Origin of the sequence: Streptococcus oralis, from assembly GCF_001579025.1 — a bacterium.
GTDB lineage: Bacteria > Bacillota > Bacilli > Lactobacillales > Streptococcaceae > Streptococcus > Streptococcus oralis_X.
Genome location: NZ_KQ970239.1, coordinates 17,503 through 35,897 on the forward strand (window position 1 = coordinate 17,503; position 18,395 = coordinate 35,897).

The 18,395-nt window shown below is 41.5% G+C and carries 19 protein-coding genes; 18 read left to right on the top strand and 1 reads right to left on the bottom strand.

The window, feature by feature from the left end:
• The first annotated feature begins 31 nt into the window (after window positions 1-31).
• From SORDD27_RS09245 to gap, 13 genes are all read left to right on the top strand, one after another.
• Entirely contained in the window at window positions 32-622 is a 591-nt protein-coding gene (locus SORDD27_RS09245; protein ID WP_061428673.1) for a class I SAM-dependent methyltransferase, read from the top strand.
• A gap of 58 nt (window positions 623-680) precedes the next feature.
• Window positions 681-1,634, top strand: a complete 954-nt coding sequence (locus tag SORDD27_RS09250) for a class I SAM-dependent methyltransferase (protein ID WP_061428676.1) — start codon at window positions 681-683, stop codon at window positions 1,632-1,634.
• Window positions 1,635-1,684: 50 nt separating this feature from the next.
• Window positions 1,685-2,875 (top strand): acetate kinase, encoded by a 1,191-nt coding sequence (locus tag SORDD27_RS09255; RefSeq protein WP_049490206.1) that lies wholly within the window; start codon window positions 1,685-1,687, stop codon window positions 2,873-2,875.
• Window positions 2,876-3,024: 149 nt separating this feature from the next.
• Window positions 3,025-3,396: a ribonuclease P protein component gene (rnpA, locus tag SORDD27_RS09260; RefSeq protein WP_000748120.1), complete on the top strand. Its 372-nt coding sequence runs from the start codon at window positions 3,025-3,027 to the stop codon at window positions 3,394-3,396.
• The gene (locus SORDD27_RS09265; RefSeq protein ID WP_000728097.1) at window positions 3,371-4,198 is read left to right on the top strand and encodes a membrane protein insertase YidC; all 828 of its coding nucleotides are present in this window, start codon (window positions 3,371-3,373) and stop codon (window positions 4,196-4,198) included. Before rnpA ends, SORDD27_RS09265 begins: the two co-directional genes overlap by 26 nt.
• A 14-nt stretch (window positions 4,199-4,212) precedes the next feature.
• On the top strand, window positions 4,213-5,199 hold the full coding sequence (gene jag, locus SORDD27_RS09270) for an RNA-binding cell elongation regulator Jag/EloR (protein WP_000242585.1): 987 nt from the start codon (window positions 4,213-4,215) through the stop codon (window positions 5,197-5,199).
• Between the two features lie 55 nt (window positions 5,200-5,254).
• Window positions 5,255-5,878 (top strand): hypothetical protein, encoded by a 624-nt coding sequence (locus SORDD27_RS09275; protein WP_044020136.1) that lies wholly within the window; start codon window positions 5,255-5,257, stop codon window positions 5,876-5,878.
• Window positions 5,879-5,996: 118 nt separating this feature from the next.
• Window positions 5,997-7,973, top strand: coding sequence for a transketolase (tkt, locus tag SORDD27_RS09280; RefSeq protein WP_061428678.1), 1,977 nt, complete (start codon window positions 5,997-5,999; stop codon window positions 7,971-7,973).
• 128 nt (window positions 7,974-8,101) lie between these two features.
• The gene (yajC, locus tag SORDD27_RS09285) at window positions 8,102-8,422 is read left to right on the top strand and encodes a preprotein translocase subunit YajC (protein ID WP_025168961.1); all 321 of its coding nucleotides are present in this window, start codon (window positions 8,102-8,104) and stop codon (window positions 8,420-8,422) included.
• A gap of 47 nt (window positions 8,423-8,469) precedes the next feature.
• Window positions 8,470-8,913: a low molecular weight protein-tyrosine-phosphatase gene (locus tag SORDD27_RS09290; protein WP_061428680.1), complete on the top strand. Its 444-nt coding sequence runs from the start codon at window positions 8,470-8,472 to the stop codon at window positions 8,911-8,913.
• Window positions 8,900-9,313: an MORN repeat-containing protein gene (locus SORDD27_RS09295; RefSeq protein ID WP_061428682.1), complete on the top strand. Its 414-nt coding sequence runs from the start codon at window positions 8,900-8,902 to the stop codon at window positions 9,311-9,313. Before SORDD27_RS09290 ends, SORDD27_RS09295 begins: the two co-directional genes overlap by 14 nt.
• A 295-nt stretch (window positions 9,314-9,608) precedes the next feature.
• Window positions 9,609-12,260, top strand: coding sequence for a bifunctional acetaldehyde-CoA/alcohol dehydrogenase (gene adhE / locus SORDD27_RS09300; protein ID WP_061428684.1), 2,652 nt, complete (start codon window positions 9,609-9,611; stop codon window positions 12,258-12,260).
• 318 nt (window positions 12,261-12,578) lie between these two features.
• Window positions 12,579-13,586: a type I glyceraldehyde-3-phosphate dehydrogenase gene (gap, locus tag SORDD27_RS09305; protein WP_000260679.1), complete on the top strand. Its 1,008-nt coding sequence runs from the start codon at window positions 12,579-12,581 to the stop codon at window positions 13,584-13,586.
• A 66-nt stretch (window positions 13,587-13,652) separates the two neighbouring features.
• Here the strand turns inward: gap and SORDD27_RS09310 are convergent, their stop codons facing one another.
• A complete protein-coding gene (locus tag SORDD27_RS09310; protein ID WP_081103425.1) occupies window positions 13,653-14,528 on the bottom strand; it encodes an RluA family pseudouridine synthase in 876 nt (291 codons plus the stop codon).
• An 86-nt stretch (window positions 14,529-14,614) separates the two neighbouring features.
• Between SORDD27_RS09310 and pbp2a the strand changes: the two genes are divergently transcribed.
• From pbp2a to SORDD27_RS09335, 5 genes are all read left to right on the top strand, one after another.
• Window positions 14,615-16,810: a penicillin-binding protein PBP2A gene (gene pbp2a / locus SORDD27_RS09315; protein WP_061428686.1), complete on the top strand. Its 2,196-nt coding sequence runs from the start codon at window positions 14,615-14,617 to the stop codon at window positions 16,808-16,810.
• A 52-nt stretch (window positions 16,811-16,862) separates the two neighbouring features.
• Window positions 16,863-17,015 (top strand): 50S ribosomal protein L33, encoded by a 153-nt coding sequence (gene rpmG, locus SORDD27_RS09320; protein ID WP_001809375.1) that lies wholly within the window; start codon window positions 16,863-16,865, stop codon window positions 17,013-17,015.
• Window positions 17,016-17,024: 9 nt separating this feature from the next.
• Window positions 17,025-17,201, top strand: a complete 177-nt coding sequence (secE, locus tag SORDD27_RS09325) for a preprotein translocase subunit SecE (protein ID WP_000505776.1) — start codon at window positions 17,025-17,027, stop codon at window positions 17,199-17,201.
• 57 nt (window positions 17,202-17,258) lie between these two features.
• A complete protein-coding gene (gene nusG / locus SORDD27_RS09330) occupies window positions 17,259-17,795 on the top strand; it encodes a transcription termination/antitermination protein NusG (protein WP_000376732.1) in 537 nt (178 codons plus the stop codon).
• A gap of 120 nt (window positions 17,796-17,915) precedes the next feature.
• Entirely contained in the window at window positions 17,916-18,389 is a 474-nt protein-coding gene (locus tag SORDD27_RS09335; RefSeq protein WP_061428688.1) for a hypothetical protein, read from the top strand.
• Window positions 18,390-18,395: the final 6 nt, after the last annotated feature.

The following is an 18,395-nucleotide window of genomic DNA, read 5'->3' on the forward strand; positions in this document are numbered from 1 at the left end:
CAATTCAACTACTTTGTGCTAAACTAAAAGCATGAAACATGATTTTAATCACAAAGCAGAAACTTTTGATTCGCCCAAAAATATCTTTCTTGCAAATTTGGTTTGTCAAGCAGTTGAAAAACAGATTGTTCTTCTATCAGACAAGGAAATATTGGACTTTGGCGGTGGGACGGGTCTATTAGCCTTGCCTCTGGCCAAGCAGGCCAAGTCTGTCACTCTTGTCGACATCTCTGAGAGAATGCTGGAGCAAGCCCGTTTGAAAACAGAAGAGCAAGAAATCAGGAATCTTCAACTCTTGGAACAGGATTTACTGGTGAATCCTTTGGAGCAACAATTTGACCTGATTGTTGTCAGTCGGGTTCTTCATCATATGCCTGATCTAGATGCGACTCTTGTCATGTTTCACCATCACCTTAGGGAGAATGGACAGGTCCTCATTGCTGATTTTGTCAAGACAGATACCAACCATCATGGCTTTGAATTGCCTGAACTGGAAACCAAACTTGATCAGTTTGGTTTTTCGAACATTGACAGTCAGATCCTCTATAGTGCTGAAGAATTGTTTCAAGGAAATTATTCAGAACTCTTTTTAACAGTAGCCCAAAAATCACTCGCTGACTAAAGCAGTGATTTTTTCTCTTCAGATGGAAAAAAGGAGGGAAATTTGATAAGATAGGAATATGGATTTTGAAAAAATTGAACAAGCTTATACGTATTTACTAGAGAATGTCCATGTCATCCAAAGTGATTTGGTGACCAACTTTTATGATGCCTTGGTAGAGCAAAACAGCATCTATTTGGATGGCGAGACCGAACTAGAGCAGGTCAAGGAGAACAATCAAGCCCTTAAGCGCTTAGCGCTTCGCAAGGAAGAGTGGCTCAAGACCTACCAGTTTCTCTTGATGAAGGCGGGACAAACGGAGCCTTTACAGGCCAATCACCAGTTTACGCCAGATGCCATTGCCCTCCTCTTGGTACTTGTTGTAGAAGAGTTGTTTGAACAAGAGAAAATTAGCATCCTCGAAATAGGTTCTGGCATGGGGATTCTGGGCGCTACTTTCTTGACTTCTCTTGCTAAAAAAGTAGATTACTTGGGAATCGAAGTGGATGACTTGCTGATTGATCTGGCAGCCAGTATGGCAGATGTGATTGGTTTGCAGGCTGGTTTTGTCCAAGGAGATGCCGTTCGTCCACAAATGCTTAAAGAAAGCGACATGGTCATCAGCGACTTGCCTGTTGGCTATTACCCAGACGATGCCATCGCTTCGCGCTACCGAGTGTCTTCTAGTCAAGAGCATACCTATGCCCATCATTTGCTGATGGAACAAGGCCTCAAGTACCTTAAGTCAGATGGCTATGCTATTTTTCTAGCTCCGAGTGATTTATTGACCAGTCCTCAAAGTGATTTGTTAAAAGGGTGGCTCAAAGACGAAGTGAGTCTGGCTGCTATCATCGCTCTGCCAGAGGATATTTTCTCAACTGCAAGCCAAGCTAAAAGTATTTTTGTCTTACAAAAGAAAAGAGATAAGGAAATAGAACCCTTTGTCTATCCTCTTACTAGCTTGCAAGATCCGTCAGTTTTGTTGACCTTTAAAGAAAATTTTCAAAATTGGAGCAAAGGTACTGAAATATAAAAGAGATTTTGTTATAATAGATGAAAACGCTTAAAAAGAGGTATCATCTTATGACAAAAACAATTGCAATCAATGCAGGAAGTTCAAGCTTGAAATGGCAACTTTATCAAATGCCTGAGGAAAAAGTTTTGGCTAAAGGCTTGATTGAACGTATTGGATTGAAAGATTCAATTTCAACAGTAAAATTTGACGGTCGTTCGGAACAACAAATTCTTGATATTGAAGACCACACACAAGCCGTTAAAATTTTATTGGATGACTTGATTCGTTTTGATATTATCAAAGGGTACGATGAGATTACAGGTGTCGGACACCGCGTCGTTGCAGGTGGTGAATATTTCAAGGAATCAACAGTTGTTGAGGGAGATGTGTTAGAAAAAGTTGAGGAATTGGGACTGTTGGCTCCTCTTCACAATCCAGCTAACGCAGCTGGAATTCGCGCATTTAAGGAATTGCTGCCAGATATTACCAGTGTTGTCGTATTTGATACCTCATTCCACACAACCATGCCAGAAAAGGCTTATCGCTACCCTCTACCAACTAAATACTACACAGACAACAAGGTTCGTAAATATGGTGCCCACGGGACAAGCCACCAGTTTGTCGCAGGAGAAGCAGCGAAACTTTTGGGCCGTCCTCTAGAAGATTTGAAATTGATTACCTGCCATATTGGTAACGGGGCTTCTATCACAGCTGTTAAGGGCGGGAAGTCTGTAGATACTTCTATGGGATTCACGCCACTTGGAGGAGTGATGATGGGAACTCGTACAGGAGATATTGACCCTGCTATCATCCCTTATCTCATGCAATATACAGAGGATTTCAATACCCCTGACGATATTAGTCGCGTTCTCAATCGTGAATCAGGGCTCATGGGAGTTTCTGGCCAGTCAAGCGATATGCGTGATGTGATTGCTGCCATGGAAGCAGGAGACCATGATGCGACTTTGGCTTATGAAATGTATGTCGATCGTATCCAAAAACATATCGGTCAATACCTTGCAGTCCTAAATGGGGCAGATGCTATTATCTTCACAGCAGGAATCGGTGAAAATGCTGCTTTGGTTCGTGAGGATGTCATTTCAGGTATCTCTTGGTTTGGTTGTGATGTGGATCCAGAAAAGAACGTCTTTGGCGTAACGGGAGACATCTCAACTGACGCAGCGAAAATCCGTGTCTTGGTTATTCCAACAGATGAAGAATTGGTGATTGCACGCGATGTTGAGCGCTTGAAAAAATAAGTAAATACACGTAAAATTTGATTGTAAAAAGAAGTTGGGAAAGAGATTTTCCAGCTTTTTTTATGTAGAAAATGTCTAAAACCTTGCTGTTATTGGCTTTTTCAAAAAATATGGTATAATAGTAGTAATTTAATAGATGGAGTTGAGTTTTGAAGAAAAGCTTTCGTGTAAAAAGAGAGAAAGATTTTAAGGCGATTTTCAAGGACGGAACAAGTTTTGCCAATCGAAAATTTGTTGTCTACCAATTGGAAAACCAGCAAAACCATTTTCGAGTAGGACTGTCCGTCAGCAAAAAGCTGGGGAATGCAGTTACCAGAAATCAAATTAAGAGACGAATCCGGCACATTCTACAAAGTGTAAAAGGGAGTTTAGTAGAGCATGTTGATTTTGTCGTGATTGCCCGAAAAGGGGTGGAAACCTTGGAATATGCAGAGATGGAGAAAAACCTACTCCACGTATTAAAGTTATCAAAGATTTACCAGGAAGGAAATGGGAGTGAAAAAGAAACTACAGTTGACTAGTTTGTTGGGCTTGTCCTTGTTTATCATGACAGCCTGTGCAACAAATGGTACAGCTAGCGATATAACAGCAGATTCGACAGACTTTTGGAGCAAATTCGTCTATTTTTTTGCTGAAATTATCCGCTTTTTGTCCTTTGACATTAGTATCGGAGTGGGGATTATCCTCTTCACGATTTTGATCCGGACGATTCTATTACCGGTCTTTCAGACACAGATGGTTGCCTCTAGAAAAATGCAAGAGGCTCAACCACGCATCAAGGCTTTGCGAGAGCAATACCCGGGCCGTGATATGGAAAGTAGAACCAAGCTAGACCAGGAGATGCGCAAGGTTTATAAAGAGTTAGGGATCAAACATTCATCCTCTCTCTGGCCGATTTTAATACAAATGCCGGTTCTCTTGGCACTCTTTCAAGCCTTGAGTCGAGTAGACTTTTTGAAAACAGGTCACTTTTTATGGATTAATTTGGGAGGAGTAGATACAAGTTTTGTCCTTCCGATTTTGGCGGCAGTCTTTACCTTCTTGAGTAGCTGGTTATCGAATAAAGCTTTGTCCGAAAAAAGTGGAGCTACGACAGGGATGATGTATGGTATGCCCGTATTGATCTTTGTTTTTGCCATCTCCGCCCCAAGTGGTGTAGCTTTGTACTGGGCTGTATCCAATGCTTACCAAGTTCTGCAAACCTATTTCTTGAACAATCCTTTCAAGATTATTGCTGAAAGAGAAGCGGTGGCGCAAGCAGAAAAAGATTTAGAAGGCAAGAAGAGAAGAGCTTTGAAAAAAGCACAGAAAAAGAAAAAATAAGGAGGAATCTGGTAATGGTATTATTTACAGGTTCAACGGTTGAAGAAGCAATCCAAAAAGGATTGAAAGAATTAGACATTCCAAGAATGAAGGCCCACATCAAGGTCGTTTCAAAAGAGAAAAAAGGATTCTTAGGCTTGTTTGGTAAGAAGCCAGCTCAAGTTGATATCGAAGCTATTAGTGAAACGACAGTGATCAAAGCCAATCAGCAGGCCATTAAAGGGGTTCCAAAAGAAGTCAATGAAAAAAATGAACCCGTGAAAACAGTAAGTGAAGCAACTGTTGATTTGGGGCATGTAGTTGAAGCGATTAAGAAGATTGAAGAAGAAGGTCAAGGTGTTTCTGAAGAGGTCAAGGCTGAAATCCTGAAAAATGAAAAACATGCCAGCACGATTTTGGAAGAAACAGGTCATATTTCAATTTTAAATGATTTGGAACCAGAGGATACTGCCGAGGAAGTGGAATCTGCTCCAGAAAAAGAAACTGAAACGCAGGAAGCAACAAGCCAATCTTTGGAAGATTTAGGCTTGAAAGTAGAACCAAGTTATGACATCGAACAAGTGGCAGCTGAAGTAGCTAACTACGTTCAAACCATTGTAGATGATATGGATGTTGAAGGGACGATTTCAAGTGACTACAATCGCCGCACCATCAATCTTCAAATTGACACGAATGAACCAGGCCGTATTATCGGCTATCACGGAAAAGTCTTGAAAGCTCTTCAACTATTGGCGCAAAATTACCTTTATAATCGCTATTCAAGAACCTTCTACATCACAATCAATGTCAATGATTACGTTGAACACCGTGCAGAAGTCTTGCAAACCTACGCTCAAAAATTGGCGACTCGCGTTTTAGAAGAAGGGCGTAGCCAACAAACTGATCCAATGTCAAATAGCGAACGCAAGATTATCCATCGCATTATTTCACGCATGGATGGCGTGACGAGTTACTCTGAAGGTGACGAGCCAAATCGCTATGTTGTCGTAGATGCAGAATAAGCAAAGCAAAATCAGGTTCATCCTGATTTTTTGCTAGGAAAGGAAAGATTCAGATATGCTGAAAGCAGTTAGAGAATACCTATCATTTGCAGGAGTTCAGTACCGTAATCCTGATAAAGCTGGCGATGAAAGAGAAAAGATGTTGGATTTGCGGCAAAAAGGTCAAGAGGCTCGGAAGTCTTTTACAGAACTTGCCAATACCTTTCAAGCTAATCATCCAGAATGGCAACTGCAACAGACTAGTCAGTGGATGAACCAAGCGCAACGCTTGCGGCCGCATTTCTGGGCCTATCTACAGAGAGACGGACAAGTGACAGAACCTATGATGGCTCTTCGTTTGTATGGAACACCTGCTGATTTTGGGATTTCTTTGGAAGTCAGTTTCATCGAGCGCAAGAAAGACGAACAGACCTTAGACAAACAAGCCAAGGTTTTAGAACTTCCAGTGGTAGAAGGAATTTATTATCTAGTCTACTCAAATGGGGAAAGTCATAAGGTGGAGGCTAATGAAGAAAATCGTCGTACTTTACGAGAGAAGTTGAGAAATCAGGAAGTTCGTAAAGTCTTAGTCAAGTCAGATGTTTCCCTCATTGAAAATCAGTCAGTAGAAGCGATATTGGAGGAGCTAGAAGATGCTTATACGCGCTTGCTCCCCTACTATGAAGTGACGAGGGAATAGATAAATCAAATGTGCTAGATGAACGCAAATTGTTTTATTGCTATTCTATGCATTTTTTCATATAATAGTAAAATAGGATGTGTGATTCATTAATCACCTCAAAGAGAAAGGAAATTCTATGTCAAATCTATCTGTTAATGCAATTCGTTTTCTAGGTATTGACGCCATCAACAAAGCAAACTCAGGTCACCCAGGGGTGGTTATGGGGGCTGCTCCAATGGCCTATAGCCTCTTTACAAAGCAACTTCGTATCAATCCAGCTCAACCAAACTGGATCAACCGCGACCGTTTTATTCTTTCAGCAGGACACGGCTCTATGCTCCTTTATGCCCTTCTTCACCTTTCTGGTTTTGAAGATGTTAGCATGGATGAAGTCAAGAACTTCCGCCAATGGGGTTCAAAAACGCCAGGTCACCCAGAATTTGGACATACTGCAGGGATTGATGCTACTACTGGTCCTTTAGGCCAAGGGATTTCGACTGCCACAGGTTTTGCTCAAGCAGAACGTTTCCTAGCAGCAAAATACAATCGTGAAGGCTACAATCTCTTTGACCACTATACTTATGTGATCTGTGGAGATGGAGACTTGATGGAAGGTGTCTCAAGTGAGGCGGCTTCATACGCAGGCTTGCAAAAACTTGACAAGTTGGTTGTCCTTTATGATTCAAATGACATCAACTTGGATGGTGAGACAAAGGATTCCTTCACTGAAAGCGTTCGTGACCGTTACAATGCCTACGGTTGGCATACAGCCTTGGTTGAAGATGGAACAGACCTTGAGGCTATTCATGCCGCTATCGAAGAAGCTAAGGCTTCAGGAAAACCGTCTTTGATTGAAGTGAAGACTGTAATTGGATACGGTTCTCCAAATAAACAGGGAACTAATGCGGTACACGGTGCTCCTCTTGGAGTAGATGAAACTGCGGCTACTCGCCAAGCTCTCGGTTGGGACTACGAGCCATTTGAAATTCCAGCTGAAGTTTACGCTGATTTCAAAGAAAATGTTGCAGATCGTGGCGCATCAGCTTATCAAGCTTGGACAAAACTAGTTGCTGATTATAAAGAAGCTCATCCAGAACTGGCTGCAGAAGTAGAAGCCATCATCGACGGCCGTGCTCCAGTTAAAGTGACTCCAGCAGACTTCCCAGCCTTAGAAAATGGCTTCTCTCAAGCAACTCGTAATTCAAGCCAAGATGCCTTGAATATTGTAGCAGCTAAGTTGCCAACCTTCCTAGGTGGATCAGCTGACCTCGCTCACTCAAACATGACTTATATCAAGACTGATGGACTTCAAGACGATGCCAATCGCTTGAACCGTAACATTCAGTTTGGTGTTCGTGAATTTGCAATGGGAACGATCTTGAACGGGATGGCCCTTCACGGTGGACTTCGTGTATACGGTGGTACTTTCTTCGTCTTCTCTGACTATGTGAAAGCAGCTGTCCGCTTGTCAGCCTTGCAAGGACTTCCTGTGACTTATGTCTTTACCCACGATTCGATTGCAGTTGGGGAAGATGGTCCAACTCACGAACCAGTTGAACACTTGGCAGGTCTTCGTGCCATGCCAAATCTAAACGTTTTCCGCCCAGCAGATGCGCGTGAAACTCAAGCAGCTTGGTACCTTGCCGTGACAAGCGAAAAAACACCAACTGCCCTTGTCTTGACACGTCAAAACTTGACTGTTGAAGAAGGAACAGACTTTGACAAAGTTGCGAAAGGTGCCTATGTTGTCTATGAAAATGCAGCCGACTTTGATACCATCTTGATTGCGACAGGTTCAGAGGTTAATCTTGCTGTCTCAGCTGCTAAAGAATTGGCTAGTCAAGGCGAAAAAGTCCGCGTAGTCAGCATGCCATCAACAGATGTCTTTGACGCACAAGATGCAGCATATAAGGAAGAAATCCTTCCAAATTCAGTTCGTCGTCGCGTTGCAGTCGAAATGGGAGCAACTCAAAACTGGTACAAATATGTTGGTCTTGATGGTGCCGTTCTCGGTATTGATACCTTTGGAGCATCTGCTCCAGCACCAAAAGTATTGGCAGAGTACGGATTTACAGTTGAAAATCTAGTCAAAGTCGTTCAAAACTTGAAATAATCACAAAAATCAGAGTGAAAACTCTGATTTTTTATAACCATAAAAACAAGGTACAACCTTGTAAAAGTAGCTGAAATTTGATATAGTAGTCCTATGTAAAATACAAAGGAGAAAATACTATGGAAAATATTAGTCCAAATTTAACATTTGTGATCATGCTTGTAGGTATGTTTGCCTTGATGTTCTTTATGCAACGTTCTCAAAAGAAACAAGCACAAAAGCGTATGGAAAGCTTGAACAAGCTTCAAAAAGGCTATGAAGTCATTACAATTGGTGGGCTTTACGGAACAGTGGATGAAGTAGATACTGAGAAAGGTACAATCGTACTGGATGTAGATGGCGTTTATTTGACTTTTGAATTGGCTGCGATTAAGACCGTTTTGCCACTCAAAGAAGCTGTGACACCAGAAGGAACAGTTGTTGACGAAGGCGGAGCAATCGAAGAATAAAACGGGACCTGTCACTCCCGTTTTTCTATGAGATGAGAGGAAAAGGGATGAAAAAAATAGTATTTGTTTGCTTAGGAAATATTTGCCGAAGTCCTATGGCCGAGTTTGTTATGAAATCAATGACAGATAACTACGAAATACAAAGTCGAGCGACTTCCTCTTGGGAACATGGTAATCCGATTCATAAGGGCACTCAAGGGATTTTTCAACAGTATGAGATTCCTTATGACAAGAGCAAGACATCTCTTCAGATTACTAAGGAAGATTTTGAAGCCTTTGATTACATTATCGGTATGGATGCTTCAAACGTTTCAGATCTGCGTCACATGTGTCCTCAGGAACTACAGTACAAGATTTACTCTTTTGCATCTGAAAGTGTCCCAGATCCTTGGTATACAGGAGATTTTGAGGAAACCTATTCTCGTATCACAAGTGGATGTCAAAGCTGGCTAGATCGATTAGAAAAAGAGAGTGATAATGGAAAAGCTTAAACAATTTTATGAAAAGGGTAGAGTTTGCCTAACTCGTCCTAGGTTAGAGCTCATTGCAGTAGTTGTAATAGTACTCTGTGCTCTTTCGGTATTTCTGCTAAATACGCCTAAAAAGGGTGTCCTGACACTTGATGGTGGAGCTCTTGTTTATGATGGCACCTTGGTACGAGGGAAAATGAATGGTCAAGGAACCTTGACCTTTGAAAATGGAGACCAATATACAGGTGATTTCAATAATGGAGCCTTTAATGGAAAAGGGACTTTCCAATCAAAAGCTGGCTGGAAATACGAAGGTGATTTTGTAAATGGCCAGGCTGAAGGTCAAGGGAAGTTGACGACAGAGCAAGAAGTTGTTTATGAAGGGACCTTTAAACAAGGCGTTTTTCAGCAAAAACAGTAGTCTCCAAGTTAGGAGACTATTTTTTAAAACCAGCAAGAAAGCGCTTTCTTTGTTTGGATTTGATAACTAACTATCAACTAGAAAAGCTTTGTGAAATAAAAAAAATTTCTCCATAATTTCACAATCATCCGGCCAAAACTCTATTGCATAGCTATATTGAGAAAAAAATCACAATCTCAGAAAAATTCTTTGTGAAATACTTATGAAACTGTTTACAAAGCATAAAAAAAGAGTTATAATAAACTTGTGAAAAAATTAACAAAGGATAACATCCTTAAAGGCTATGGAGGATAATATGGCTGATAAAAAAACAGTAACACCAGAGGAAAAACAACTTGCTGCTGAAAAGCATGTCGATGGTCTCGTGAAAAAAGCCTTGGTTGCGCTTGATGAAATGCGCAAGTTGAACCAAGAGCAAGTTGACTACATCGTGGCAAAAGCTTCGGTTGCAGCACTTGACGCGCACGGTATCCTTGCACAACATGCAGTTGAAGAAACTGGTCGTGGAGTATTTGAAGACAAGGCGACAAAAAACCTATTTGCCTGTGAACACGTAGTGAACAATATGCGTGGAGTTAAAACAGTTGGAGTTATCGAAGATGATCCAATTACAGGTTTGACAAAGATTGCGGAGCCTGTAGGGGTAATCTGTGGTGTCACTCCGACAACAAACCCAACTTCAACAGCGATTTTCAAATCACTCATTGCTTTGAAGACACGCAACCCAATCGTTTTCGCCTTCCACCCATCAGCTCAAGAATCATCAGCTCACGCAGCACAAATCGTTCGCGATGCAGCGATTGCAGCTGGTGCTCCTGAGAACTGTGTGCAATGGATTACAAAGCCATCTATGGAAGCAACTGGAGCGCTAATGAACCACGAAGGTGTTGCAACTATTCTTGCAACTGGTGGGAATGCTATGGTTAAAGCTGCATACTCATGTGGAAAACCAGCTCTTGGGGTAGGTGCCGGAAACGTTCCTGCCTATGTAGAAAAATCTGCTGACCTTCGTCAAGCTGCTCATGACATCGTTATGTCTAAATCATTTGATAATGGTATGGTCTGTGCATCAGAGCAAGCGGTTATCATTGATAAAGAAGTGTATGACGAATTTGTAGCAGAATTCAAATCATACCACACTTACTTTGTAAACAAAAAAGAAAAAGCACTTCTTGAAGAATTCTGTTTCGGTGTGAAAGCTAACAGCAAAAACTGTGCAGGTGCTAAACTAAATGCAAACATCGTTGGTAAACCAGCAGCATGGATTGCAGAACAAGCAGGATTCAGCGTTCCAGAAGGAACAAACATCTTGGCTGCAGAATGTGCAGAAGTAGGACCAAAAGAACCATTGACTCGTGAAAAATTGTCACCAGTTATCGCTGTCCTAAAAGCTGAAGATACAGAAGACGGTCTTACAAAAGCTCGTCAAATGGTTGAGTTTAACGGACTTGGTCACTCAGCAGCCATCCATACAAAAGACGAAGCTCTTGCTAAACGCTTTGGTACAGAAATCAAAGCTATGCGTATTATCTGGAACTCTCCATCTACTTTCGGTGGTATCGGTGACGTATACAATGCCTTCATTCCATCATTGACACTTGGATGTGGTTCATATGGACACAACTCAGTCGGTGATAACGTGAGTGCGATCAACCTTCTAAACATCAAGAAAGTAGGGAAACGTAGAAATAATATGCAATGGTTTAAAGTTCCTTCAAAAATTTACTTCGAACGCAATTCTATCCAATACCTTCAAACATGTGAAGATATTGAACGCGTTATGATTGTTACAGACAAATCGATCGAAAAACTTGGCTTTGTTCAACGTGTTATCGATCAATTGAACGCACGTAGCAACCGTGTAACTATCCAAGTCTTCTCAGATGTTGAACCAGATCCAGACATCACAACTGTAGAACGTGGTGCTGAAGTGATGAAAGCATTTGAACCAGATACAATCATCGCTCTTGGTGGTGGTTCTCCAATGGACGCGGCCAAAGTAATGTGGCTCTTCTACGAACAACCAGAAATCGACTTCCGTGACTTGGTTCAAAAATTCATGGACATCCGTAAACGTGCCTTCCGCTTCCCATCACTTGGTAAGAAAGCGAAGTACATCGGTATCCCAACAACTTCAGGTACAGGTTCAGAAGTAACACCATTTGCCGTTATCTCTGATAAGAAAAACAACCGCAAATACCCATTGGCTGACTACTCATTGACACCAACTATTGCCATTGTTGACCCTGCTTTGGTTGAATCAGTTCCAGACTTTATCGCTGCTGATACTGGTATGGACGTCTTGACTCACGCGACTGAAGCCTACACTTCAAACTTCGCTAACGACTATACAGACGGTATCGCCCTTCAAACAATCAAACTTGTCTTTGAATGGTTGGAAAAATCTGTTAAGACAGCTGACCCAGAAGCACGTGAAAAAATGCATAATGCATCTACAATGGCTGGTATGGCCTTCGCCAATGCCTTCCTTGGTATGAGCCACTCAATGGCCCACAAGATTGGTGGTGTTCACCATACTGTTCACGGACGTACAAACGCGATCTTGCTTCCATACGTTATCCGTTACAATGGTACTCGTCCTTCTAAGACCACTACATGGCCTAAGTACAACTATTGGAAAGCTGATGAAAAATTCCAAGACATCGCGAAAATGCTTGGCTTGCCTCACTCAACTCCAGAAGAAGCAGTTGAAGCATACGCTAAAGCAGTTTACGAACTTGGTGTTGCAGTAGGTATCAAGATGAACTTCAAGGATCAAGGAATTGATGAAAAAGCTTGGAAAGACAGCTTGCATGAAATTGCCTTGCTTGCTTATGAAGACCAATGTTCACCTGCAAACCCACGCTTGCCAATGGTAGCTGACATGGAAGAAATCATGGCAGATGCTTACTATGGTTATGCAGAACGTCCAGGACGTCGTAAATAATCGTTTATCAGCCTAGAGGCAGGAGTTATCCTGTCTCTTTTTTGTAAACTCTGAAAGAGTTGAAATCGGAGTTTTACCTTGAAATGAGGAAAATATGCAGATATTATAAAAGATTCTAGAGATATGCTTTGGAAATAAAAGAATGAATGAATAAAAAGGGGGAGAAAAAGTAGAAAAGCGGGAGAGAAAATCAACGCCCGTACTTGCAATTAAACTCAAATAGTTATATAATAGGTTTGTTGAAAGGTGATTTGTAGTGATTCAAGTTACTCTTTTCACAATAAAATTTTCATGATTTTCATAAGGAGGAAATCACTAATGGTAGTTAAAGTTGGTATTAACGGTTTCGGACGTATCGGTCGTCTTGCTTTCCGCCGTATCCAAAACGTAGAAGGTGTTGAAGTTACTCGCATCAACGACCTTACAGATCCAGTTATGCTTGCACACTTGTTGAAATACGACACAACTCAAGGTCGTTTCGACGGTACTGTAGAAGTTAAAGAAGGTGGATTCGAAGTTAACGGTAAATTCGTTAAAGTTTCTGCTGAACGTGATCCAGAACAAATCGACTGGGCTACTGACGGTGTAGAAATCGTTCTTGAAGCAACTGGTTTCTTTGCTAAGAAAGATGCAGCTGAAAAACACCTTAAAGGTGGAGCTAAGAAAGTTGTTATCACTGCTCCTGGTGGAAACGATGTTAAAACAATCGTATTCAACACTAACCACGACGTTCTTGACGGTACTGAAACAGTTATCTCAGGTGCTTCATGTACTACAAACTGCTTGGCTCCAATGGCTAAAGCTCTTCAAGACAACTTCGGTGTTGTAGAAGGATTGATGACTACTATCCACGCTTACACTGGTGACCAAATGATCCTTGACGGACCACACCGTGGTGGTGACCTTCGCCGTGCTCGCGCTGGCGCTGCAAACATCGTTCCTAACTCAACTGGTGCTGCTAAAGCTATCGGTCTTGTAATCCCAGAATTGAACGGTAAACTTGACGGATCTGCACAACGTGTTCCAACTCCAACTGGATCAGTTACTGAATTGGTAGCAGTTCTTGAAAAGAACGTTACTGTTGATGAAGTGAACGCAGCTATGAAAGCAGCTTCAAACGAATCATACGGTTACACAGAAGATCCAATCGTATCTTCAGATATCGTAGGTATGTCTTACGGTTCATTGTTTGACGCAACTCAAACTAAAGTTCTTGACGTTGACGGTAAACAATTGGTTAAAGTTGTATCATGGTACGACAACGAAATGTCATACACTGCACAACTTGTACGTACTCTTGAATACTTTGCAAAAATCGCTAAATAATTCTTGAGTCGATAAAAGCAAGGCCTTCTGGTCTTGCTTTTTTGTATAGAAAAATGGATGATAGTGTCATCCATTTTGTTTTAATTCTGTTTCGAAAGTATCTGAGAGGGCAGTAAAACTCAATTGTTCTAAGGTGAGTGGATGAGTAAAGGAAAGTCGGAAGGCATGGAGCATGAGCCTGCTTACTTTTGAACTAGAGTTATAGAGAGGATCGCCCAGAATAGGGTGCTTATGATGAGAGAGGTGAATACGGATTTGATGTGTTCGACCGGTCTTTAGTTTGCAACGGACAAGGGTAGTCTGATTTGGAAATTGCTTTAGTCGGCTTACCTGAGTTTCGGCATGTTGCCCACTTTTGGGATCTACCACTCGTTTTCTGCGATCGTGTCGATCACGACCAATTTTATCTCGAAAGACAAGTTCTTTACTCTCTACTCGCCCTTCTATAAGTGCCCAGTACTCACGAGCGATTTCCTTTTTTTCTAACAAACGATTGAGGATAGGTAAGATAAAAGGATTTTTAGCAAAAAGCACTAAACCGCTTGTTTCCATATCCAGACGATGAACGACATAACAAGTTTGGCCAACGTAGGCAGAGACATGGTTGAGAAGGGCAATTTCACCAGGTTGATTTCCGTGAGTTTTCATTCCCTCTGGCTTGTTGACGATAATGAGATGTTGGTCTTGATAAACCTCTTGAACGAGGTCTGGGTTGCCCCAATGGATTTCTTTTTTTGGATAATCTTCCTCGTCAAAAGTCAACTGGCAAATGTCCCCTGGCTTGACCATCTCGTTCCAGTGAACTTCTTTGTGGTTCATTAAGATGTTCTTCTTGATTCTCAAAAAATGGCGGATTTTTCTAGGGATGAGGAGTTGTTCCTCTAGAAATTGTTTGACCGTCATTTGAGGCAAGGATTCGGGTAATGTAAATATGAATTGCATACAGATATTGTAACAAAAAAAGCCCTATTTGGATAGGGAGTAGCTAAATTCTTGAGTTCCTATGGTGAAGATGATAAAATAAACGCATGAAATTAGATAAATTATTTGAGAAGTTTCTTTCTCTCTTTAAAAAAGAAACGAATGAATCAGCGGAGCCTGATTCGACTAGCATGCGTCGTTCACGGAGCGATAGAAAAAAATTGTCCCAAGTAGGCCCAATTCGGAAATTTTGGCGCCGTTATCATCTGACAAAAATCGTCATCATTTTAGGGTTAAGTGCAGGTTTGCTAGTAGGGACCTACCTATTTGCGATAGCCAAGTCGACCAATGTCAATGATTTGCAAAATGCCTTGAAAACGCGAACTCTGATTTTTGACCGTGAAGAAAAAGAGGCAGGAGCCCTATCAGGTCAAAAGGGAACCTATGTTGAACTGACAGATATCAGTAAAGACTTGCAAAATGCTGTCGTCGCGACGGAGGACCGTTCCTTCTATAAAAATGATGGGATTAACTACGGTCGTTTCTTTCTAGCCATCCTTACAGCAGGTCGTTCTGGAGGGGGTTCTACCATCACTCAACAGTTGGCGAAAAATGCCTATCTTTCCCAGGACCAGACCGTTGAACGGAAGGCCAAGGAGTTTTTCCTTGCCTTAGAGTTGACCAAGAAATACAGCAAGGAGCAAATCCTTACTATGTACCTCAATAACGCCTACTTCGGAAATGGGGTATGGGGTGTTGAAGATGCAAGTAAGAAATATTTCGGTGTATCGGCTTCACAACTAACGCTTGATCAGGCGGCCACTCTAGCAGGGATGCTCAAGGGACCAGAATTGTATAATCCATTAAATTCTGTTGAAACTTCGACCAACCGTAGGGATACTGTTTTGCAAAATATGGTTGCAGCGGGTTATATTGATAAAAATCAAGAGACCGAAGCGGCTGGAGTAGATATGACTTCTCAACTGCAAGATAAGTATGAAGGCAAGGTTTCAGATTATCGTTACCCGTCCTATTTTGATGCAGTTGTTAACGAAGCGGTTTCCAAGTACAATCTCACAGAAGAAGAGATTGTCAACAATGGCTATCGAATCTACACAGAGCTTGACCAAAACTACCAAGCAAACATGCAGGTTATTTACGAAAACACTTCGCTATTTCCAACGGCAGAAGATGGAACGCATGCCGAATCAGGTAGTGTTGCTCTAGAGCCTAAAACGGGTGGAGTGCGTGGAGTTGTTGGCCGTGTAGCTGGTGATGACAAACCAGGCTTCCGCAATTTCAACTATGCCACTCAGTCTAAGCGTAGCCCAGGCTCAACTATTAAACCTTTAGTCGTTTATACACCTGCAGTAGAAGCAGGATGGGCCTTGAACAAGCAACTGGATAATCATACGATGCAGTACAACAGTTATCAAGTAGACAACTATGCGGGTATAAAGACATCTCCAGAAGTACCTATGTATCAGGCCTTGGCGGAATCACTCAATCTGCCAGCTGTTGCGACTGTAAATGAATTAGGTATTGACAAAGCTTTTGACGCTGGGGAGAGATTTGGCCTAAATATGGAAAAAGTTGACCGAGTTCTTGGAGTTGCTCTTGGTGGAGGTGTGGAGACGAATCCTCTCCAGATGGCGCAAGCCTATGCAGCCTTTGCTAATGGAGGTTTGATGCCTGAAGCACATTTCATCACTCGTATTGAAAATGCCAGCGGTCAGGTCATCAAGAGTCATAAAAACTCCCAAAAACGAGTGATTGATAAGTCTGTAGCTGATAAAATGACCAGCATGATGTTGGGAACTTTTACAAATGGTACAGGAATTAGTTCGTCACCAGCAGATTATGTTATGGCTGGTAAAACAGGTACGACTGAAGCTGTTTTCAACCCAGAATATACCAGTGACCAGTGGGTGATCGGCTATACTCCAGATGTGGTAATCAGCCACTGGCTTGGCTTCCCAACAACAGATGAGAACCATTATCTAGCAGGTTCGACCTCCAATGGAGCAGCCCATGTCTTTAGAAGTATGGCTAATACCATTTTGCCTTACACTCCAGGTAGCACCTTTACGGTTGAGAATGCCTATAAACAAAATGGTATTGAACCAGAAAATACGAAAAAGCAGGTTGTTGAAAATGAGGCAAACCAGTCTGAGGACCCGATAGGAGATATTCGTAGTCGCGCACAAAATCTTGTAGATGAAGCAGGCCGTGCGATTTCAGAAGCTAAGATAAAAGAAAAAGCCCAGACAATATGGGATTCAATCCTTAATCTATTTCGTTAAGAGGCTTGTCAAAGCCTAGGTTTCTTGTTATAATAGATAAGATGGAGGCGTTATGGCACTAAAAAAAGCAAGCCTAGCTTGTGCAGTTTGTGGTTCAAGGAATTATTCAATCAAAATTAGTGGGAACCCCAAGCCAACACGACTAGAAGTAAATAAATTTTGTAAACATTGTGGAAAATATACGACACATAGAGAAACGAGATAGGAGAGAACGATGGGTTTTATTAAGGATATTTTTAAACTTCTTAAAGAAACAACTTGGCCAACTCGCAAAGAAAGCTGGAGAGATTTTCGCTCTATTATGGAATACACAGCCTTCTTTGTGGTCATCATTTACATTTTTGACCAGTTGATTGTTTCAGGTTTGATTCGATTTATTAACATTTTTTAGAAGAAAAGTGGAGAACTTCTGCTAGCTTTCTTCTATATATGTATGAAAGGAAATATCATGGATAGTTTTGACAAGGGATGGTTTGTTCTGCAAACTTATTCTGGCTATGAAAATAAGGTAAAAGAAAATCTATTGCAACGTGCGCAAACATATAACATGTTGGATAATATTCTACGCGTTGAGATTCCAACACAAACCGTGCAAGTTGAGAAAAATGGAAAGAAAAAGGAAGTTGAAGAGAATCGCTTTCCAGGTTATGTTCTTGTAGAAATGGTCATGACAGATGAAGCATGGTTCGTCGTTCGAAACACACCTAACGTAACAGGATTCGTCGGCTCACACGGGAACAGATCAAAACCAACTCCACTATTGGAACAAGAAATCCGTGATATTCTGGTTTCAATGGGACAAACTGTTCAAGAGTTTGATATTGATGTTGAAGTTGGACAGACAGTCCGCATTATTGATGGCGCTTTTGCAGACTACACAGGGAAAATTACTGAAATTGATAACAACAAAGTGAAGATGATTATCTCTATGTTTGGTAATGACACGATTGCAGAAGTGAATCTCAACCAAATTGCAGAATTATAACCCCAGAGAGGCTTTGCCTCTCTTTTTATGTGCTGTTGAGGGAGGAAGAAGTATAAAATAGAGGAAGTAGACCCAGGGACCCGCGCATTCTGCTAAACTAAATGCAGAAAGGAGAGGTCTATGAATCTAAAAGACTTATATGAAGAAAGTAAGGGAATCGTCCATAAGTGTCGCAAAGATTATCATTTGCATCTGTGGGAGAAAGAGGACTGGGATCAGGAAGGCATGTTATGTCTGTACGAGCTGGTGAGTCGCAACCCAGAGTTGCTAGAGGGCGAGCGCCATCAACTATATGTCTGCTTTAAAACAAAGTTTAGAAATCGTATCCTAGATTACATCCGTAAACAGGAAAGCCACAAGCGCCGTTTTGACAAAGAACCCTATGAAGAGGTGAGTGAGATTAGCTATCGTCTAGGAGAAAAAGGACTCAGGCTGGACGATTATTATCTCTTTCACGAACTTCTAAAGAATTACAAATCAAAGCAAAGTATGGAAAAACAAGAGTTAATAGACCGTCTAATGGGAGGAGAAGTCTTTAGAGGACGTAAAGCTCTTCTGAGAGAACTTTCCCTAATCTTTTCAGAATTTCGGTAAAGAGGG

What these genes read in the sequence shown, in the direction of transcription:
- SORDD27_RS09245 (WP_061428673.1), top strand. Translation starts at nt 32, where the DNA reads ATGAAACATGATTTTAATCACAAAGCAGAAACTTTTGATTCGCCCAAA.
- SORDD27_RS09250 (WP_061428676.1), top strand. Translation starts at nt 681, where the DNA reads ATGGATTTTGAAAAAATTGAACAAGCTTATACGTATTTACTAGAGAAT.
- SORDD27_RS09255 (WP_049490206.1), top strand. Translation starts at nt 1,685, where the DNA reads ATGACAAAAACAATTGCAATCAATGCAGGAAGTTCAAGCTTGAAATGG.
- jag (WP_000242585.1), top strand. Translation starts at nt 4,213, where the DNA reads ATGGTATTATTTACAGGTTCAACGGTTGAAGAAGCAATCCAAAAAGGA.
- SORDD27_RS09275 (WP_044020136.1), top strand. Translation starts at nt 5,255, where the DNA reads ATGCTGAAAGCAGTTAGAGAATACCTATCATTTGCAGGAGTTCAGTAC.
- tkt (WP_061428678.1), top strand. Translation starts at nt 5,997, where the DNA reads ATGTCAAATCTATCTGTTAATGCAATTCGTTTTCTAGGTATTGACGCC.
- SORDD27_RS09290 (WP_061428680.1), top strand. Translation starts at nt 8,470, where the DNA reads ATGAAAAAAATAGTATTTGTTTGCTTAGGAAATATTTGCCGAAGTCCT.
- SORDD27_RS09295 (WP_061428682.1), top strand. Translation starts at nt 8,900, where the DNA reads ATGGAAAAGCTTAAACAATTTTATGAAAAGGGTAGAGTTTGCCTAACT.
- adhE (WP_061428684.1), top strand. Translation starts at nt 9,609, where the DNA reads ATGGCTGATAAAAAAACAGTAACACCAGAGGAAAAACAACTTGCTGCT.
- gap (WP_000260679.1), top strand. Translation starts at nt 12,579, where the DNA reads ATGGTAGTTAAAGTTGGTATTAACGGTTTCGGACGTATCGGTCGTCTT.
- SORDD27_RS09310 (WP_081103425.1), bottom strand. Translation starts at nt 14,528, where the DNA reads ATGCAATTCATATTTACATTACCCGAATCCTTGCCTCAAATGACGGTC.
- pbp2a (WP_061428686.1), top strand. Translation starts at nt 14,615, where the DNA reads ATGAAATTAGATAAATTATTTGAGAAGTTTCTTTCTCTCTTTAAAAAA.
- rpmG (WP_001809375.1), top strand. Translation starts at nt 16,863, where the DNA reads ATGGCACTAAAAAAAGCAAGCCTAGCTTGTGCAGTTTGTGGTTCAAGG.
- secE (WP_000505776.1), top strand. Translation starts at nt 17,025, where the DNA reads ATGGGTTTTATTAAGGATATTTTTAAACTTCTTAAAGAAACAACTTGG.
- nusG (WP_000376732.1), top strand. Translation starts at nt 17,259, where the DNA reads ATGGATAGTTTTGACAAGGGATGGTTTGTTCTGCAAACTTATTCTGGC.
- SORDD27_RS09335 (WP_061428688.1), top strand. Translation starts at nt 17,916, where the DNA reads ATGAATCTAAAAGACTTATATGAAGAAAGTAAGGGAATCGTCCATAAG.